Genomic DNA, 4,313 nt, shown 5'->3' on the forward strand with positions numbered 1-4,313 from the left:
CCACGTCTCGAGGGCCGCGTAACATTCATCCCGGCAACGTCGGCCCGACGTAGTTCAACACCGATCGGGACATCCCCGCGCTCGAAGACGATCGACGCATCATCAGCGGTATCGTTCACATGCTCCAGTGCGGCGCACGCTCGCGCGATTGCCCGCCCGACTATGGCCCTTACACGACAATCTACAATCGGTTCAATCGCTGGGCTAAGCGCGGACATTGGCAGGCTATCTTTGAAGCGCTCGCCCGCTGCGGCAAGGACCGCCTGATTTTGTCGATCGACTCCACCTCGATCAAAGCGCATCGCTCCGCGAGCGGCGGAAAAGGGGGGAGCATGAACAGGCCGTCGGCCGCTCACGCGGCGGGCGGAGCACGAAAATCCACGCGCTGAGCGACCCCGATTGCAAACCTTGCGCATTTCATCTCACTCCGGGACAAGACGCAGATCTTGCCGCAGGGCCGGCCCTTTTGAAACTCGCGGCGCCCATGTCTTCCCTCATTGGGGACAAAGGCTACGATGGCGACGGCTTTCGCACCGAAATCGTCAATCGCGGCGCGAAACTCGTCATTCCGAACAAGTCCAACAGGGTGACCCTCCACAGCTTCAGCAAACGCGCCTATAAAGGACGCAACGTTATCGAGCGCTGCTTCTGCCGGCTCAAGGATTCAGGCGTGTCTCTACTCGCTACGACGAAACTTGCTAGAAACTTCTTGGCCGCCGTCCACCTCGCCGCCGTCGTCGCCTATTGGATCAATTGAGTCTGAACCCTAGTCTCTGTCGCGGCAGTTCTTCGTCTTGTGCGGTCCAAGAGCATGTCAAACAAACTAAGAAAATTGCGTATCTTTACCGACAGAGGTCCCCTGATTGCGCTAACCATCGCTGGGGGGATGGTGGTCGGCGTTGTCGGCCCGACGTCGGCGCAGTTCTTCAATTTCGGTGGATATCAGCAACGGCCGCAGCCGCAACGCGGTGGCGGATTCGGCGGCGGCTGGTTTGGTAACGACATGTTTGAGCCGTCTGCTCCCCAGCCTCGTTGGGATCGGCGGCAAACCTTGCCGCCCGCGCGCGAGGATTTTTCGAGGGCGCCCGCGGCCGGAAAGCGCGATACTGTACCGGAGCGCCATGTTCTTGTGCTCGGTGATGCCATGGCGGACTGGCTCGCCTATGGTCTTGAAGACGCCTATGCCGAACAGCCTGACATGGGCGTGATCCGCAGACATAAGACCGTCTCAGGCCTTATCAAATATCAGCCGAAGGGCAATCCGGCCGATTGGGCCGCCGCTGCCAAAGGCATTCTCGCGACCGAAAAAGCGGACGTCATCGTCGTCATGCTCGGACTCGATGACCGAGTCGGGATGCGCGAGCCGCCGGCTGAGAAATCCGATATCAAGCCGTCGGACAAAAACGCAGACAAGAAGGAAGCCAGAGGCAAACCGGGCGTCAAGCCGGAGGGCGGTACGAACGTCGACGCGAAGCCGGATGGCAGACTGGTCGATACGGAATTGTCGCCAAATGACGCCGCCGACGCGCCGGCTATCGAGCCGGAGAGTAGCACGCGCTCGCCGAACGGCCTCTATGAGTATCGCGAGAAACGCTGGATCGAGCTCTACAAAAACAAGATCGAACAGATGATCGGCGTGCTCAAATCTAAGGGGGTGCCGGTGCTGTGGGTTGGCCTGCCGGTGGTACGTGGCCCTAAGGCAACAGCCGACACCCTGTTTCTGGATTCGCTCTATCGCGAGGCGGCCGGCAAGGCCGGCATCACTTATGTCGATGTCTGGGACAGCTTTGTCGATGAAGCCGGCCATTTTATGCAGCGCGGTCCCGACTTCGAAGGCCAGATCCGTCAGCTGCGCTCCTCCGATGGCGTGTATTTCACCAAGCCCGGCGCCCGCAAGCTTGCGCATTATGTCGAACGCGAAATCAACCGGTTGTTGGCTACTCGTTCCGCGCCGATCGCGCTGCCGACGGAACCGGCAAAGCCCGACGTCAATGCGCTGCCGGGTCAACCGGACCTGCGCCCGCTCGCCGGACCGATCCTTCCCTTGGTGGCCCCCTCTTTCGGCGCCGATCAATTGCTCGGCGGTCCAGGGGCGCCGATGGCAATGGATGCGCTAGCAGCGCGTGTCTTGGTCAAAGGTGAGCCCTTGTCGGCACCGGCCGGTCGCGCCGACGATTTTGTCTGGCCGCGCCGCGAAGTCGGACGCGAACAGTCTAAGGATACTCCAATGGCTTCGGCTTCGCCCGATGATCGCATCCCGGTATCTGCGCCGGGCGCCAATGCTAAAGCAGAAAAAGAATCGCAGCCAAAGGTGAGGCGCTGACGTTTTGGCCCGCAGGTTTCGCTCAGTGGGGCCGCTTCGGGGACAATCGCATCGGTTTGCGCCGGAGCCTGTGGGCGTGGCAAACGCAGTTCGCACCTGGAGCAACACTGTTCAGCCGCTTCTGGTTGGCCGTGTTGCGATACCAGTCGAACGGCTGCTCGTGCGTGGCGATCATCACGCTCTTAGTGTTGAAGTGGTTGTCGAAGGTTTCGGTGCGTATTCGCGGACGGTGGCGGAATAGCCGAGGCCCCCCCAAGGCGAGGCGGGGTCGAGCCGGTGATGATCGTTGACCCAGACGACGCCGGCCGACGAAGGGGCAACTCGATGCGCGCGGGCGACGTCACGGGTGATCGCTGCGGCAAGGCCGAAGGGGAAGTCGTTGGCAATCCTTAGGGCGAATGCCAAGCACCTACCTGGGTTGGCAGGTTCCAAATTATACTGCGGTGCTTAGACTCGTCGAGCGAATGCAACTCGCAACATTTGGCGAAACAAGATCACCTTGTAACTCAAATCGTCTTTTCGCTGCTTTCGGAAGGCTGGCAGAGTTGTCGACGCCGATAAAACGGACCCTTCCTCCGGAAAGCGCTGGGATGACGCTCTCATGGCGAAAAGCACAAGTCCTCGCCAGATCCAGATCCAGCCCCAAGGGTCAGGGCCTCCAGCGAGGAACCTCCGTCCGAAGCGGCCGTCGAAGGCGGTCTTCTGAGGCAGGATGAGAGCGGGAGACGGAAACTAAAGGGATCCGATGAATGTTCGGGGGCACATCCATTCCGCTCACGTCCAAGGTATCGGTCCTGTGCTCCAACCTTCAACTCTGTGATTGAAAAGCGGTGCATCATGACTAGAGAGCCGGGCGTCACCTCGGCGAACGCAAGTATTCGGGCAAGAATCGTCTGGACGATTGTCCTCGGCTTTGCCGCCGATCCTTTGATGCGTTGGAGTTGGCCGGACCCTGGGCAATATCTTGGCAGCATGACTCAGTTCATCAAGGCCTGTGGCGGACGAGCATTCGAGCATGGCACAGCATACGTCACGGGAGAGACTCGCGCGGCGGCCCTGTGGCTGCCTCCGGGCGTGCAGCAGGATGAGGATGCGCTGGACGCAATCATGGCGCTGTCCCTGCGCCCTGAAATCAGCGAACATATGGCACACCTGCGCCAGGGAATGGCCGAACATCATCCCTCCGAGCCACATTGGTATTTGCCCCTGATCGCTGTCGATCCGAACTGGGCCGGACAAGGGCTTGGCACATTGCTGATGAAGTACGCTCTTCAACGCTGTGATGAGCAGGGCCTCGCTGCCTACCTCGAAAGTTCGAATCCTGAAAACATTCCGTTTTACCAACGCCACGGGTTCAAGATTATTGGAGAGATACAGCACGGTTGCTCACCGCCACTTACGCCGATGTTGCGAAAGACGCGGTGAACGGAATTTCGGAGACGCTTCGCATGCTGCGGCTCCCGAAGCGTCCTTGGAGACGAACTGAGGCGCATTGCCTCATCCGGATGGTTACTGGACAACTTCTCGCCGGTGATTGGGTGGCTGCCATCGAATTGGTCCGGTGGCGTCTATGGCGGGAAAGATCAGCATGGGCGCGCGGCGGCAGGTGGTGTCGGCCGAAAGGGATCGTTGCCGGTCGGCCACCCGGCCGGAAAAGAGGCGCATCTCGATGCGATATGCGCGACGACCGGCTGGCATCGCAAGTATGCGGTGCGTGCAATTCGGGCACGCGCAACAGTTGGACCGAGGCCGGTCGAGGCACCGCGAGAGCACAAGCGAGGATATGGGGCTACGATCAAGGACGCGATGACCGCAGTGTGGGGGCGTCGGATCGGGTGTGCGGCAAGCGGCTCAAGGGCCGGGTTTCGTCAACTCCTGCAGCTACGCCAATCATGAGGCTGGCTCCTTTTGTGTCTCGATCGACGGCAGTGGCCCACCGTGGATCTTTGCCTCAAAGCTCCGCAGCCGCTGATAGATCGAGATCAGTTCG

At 60.4% G+C, this 4,313-nt stretch carries 2 protein-coding genes and 2 pseudogenes; 3 read left to right on the forward strand and 1 reads right to left on the reverse strand.

Annotation, left to right across the window (positions count from 1 at the left end; all coding sequences use genetic code 11):
* Nucleotides 1-74: 74 nt before the first annotated feature.
* Nucleotides 75-757: pseudogene (locus AC0L2F_RS35495) on the forward strand (IS5 family transposase); the annotation flags it as partial.
* Nucleotides 758-811: 54 nt separating this feature from the next.
* Nucleotides 812-2,323 (forward strand): SGNH/GDSL hydrolase family protein, encoded by a 1,512-nt coding sequence (locus AC0L2F_RS35500; protein ID WP_473251496.1) that lies wholly within the window; start codon nucleotides 812-814, stop codon nucleotides 2,321-2,323.
* 109 nt (nucleotides 2,324-2,432) lie between these two features.
* Here the strand turns inward: AC0L2F_RS35500 and AC0L2F_RS35505 are convergent.
* Nucleotides 2,433-2,725 (reverse strand): annotated as a pseudogene (locus AC0L2F_RS35505) (aldehyde dehydrogenase family protein); the annotation flags it as partial.
* A gap of 435 nt (nucleotides 2,726-3,160) precedes the next feature.
* Here AC0L2F_RS35505 and AC0L2F_RS35510 point away from each other — a divergent pair.
* Entirely contained in the window at nucleotides 3,161-3,748 is a 588-nt protein-coding gene (locus AC0L2F_RS35510) for a GNAT family N-acetyltransferase (RefSeq protein ID WP_094183269.1), read from the forward strand.
* Nucleotides 3,749-4,313: the final 565 nt, after the last annotated feature.

It is taken from the genome of Bradyrhizobium sp. Ken64 (assembly GCF_055807555.1).

Excerpts from the sequence above, each read along its gene's own strand:
- AC0L2F_RS35500 (WP_473251496.1), top strand. The coding sequence starts at position 812 with ATGTCAAACAAACTAAGAAAATTGCGTATCTTTACCGACAGAGGTCCC.
- AC0L2F_RS35510 (WP_094183269.1), top strand. The coding sequence starts at position 3,161 with ATGACTAGAGAGCCGGGCGTCACCTCGGCGAACGCAAGTATTCGGGCA.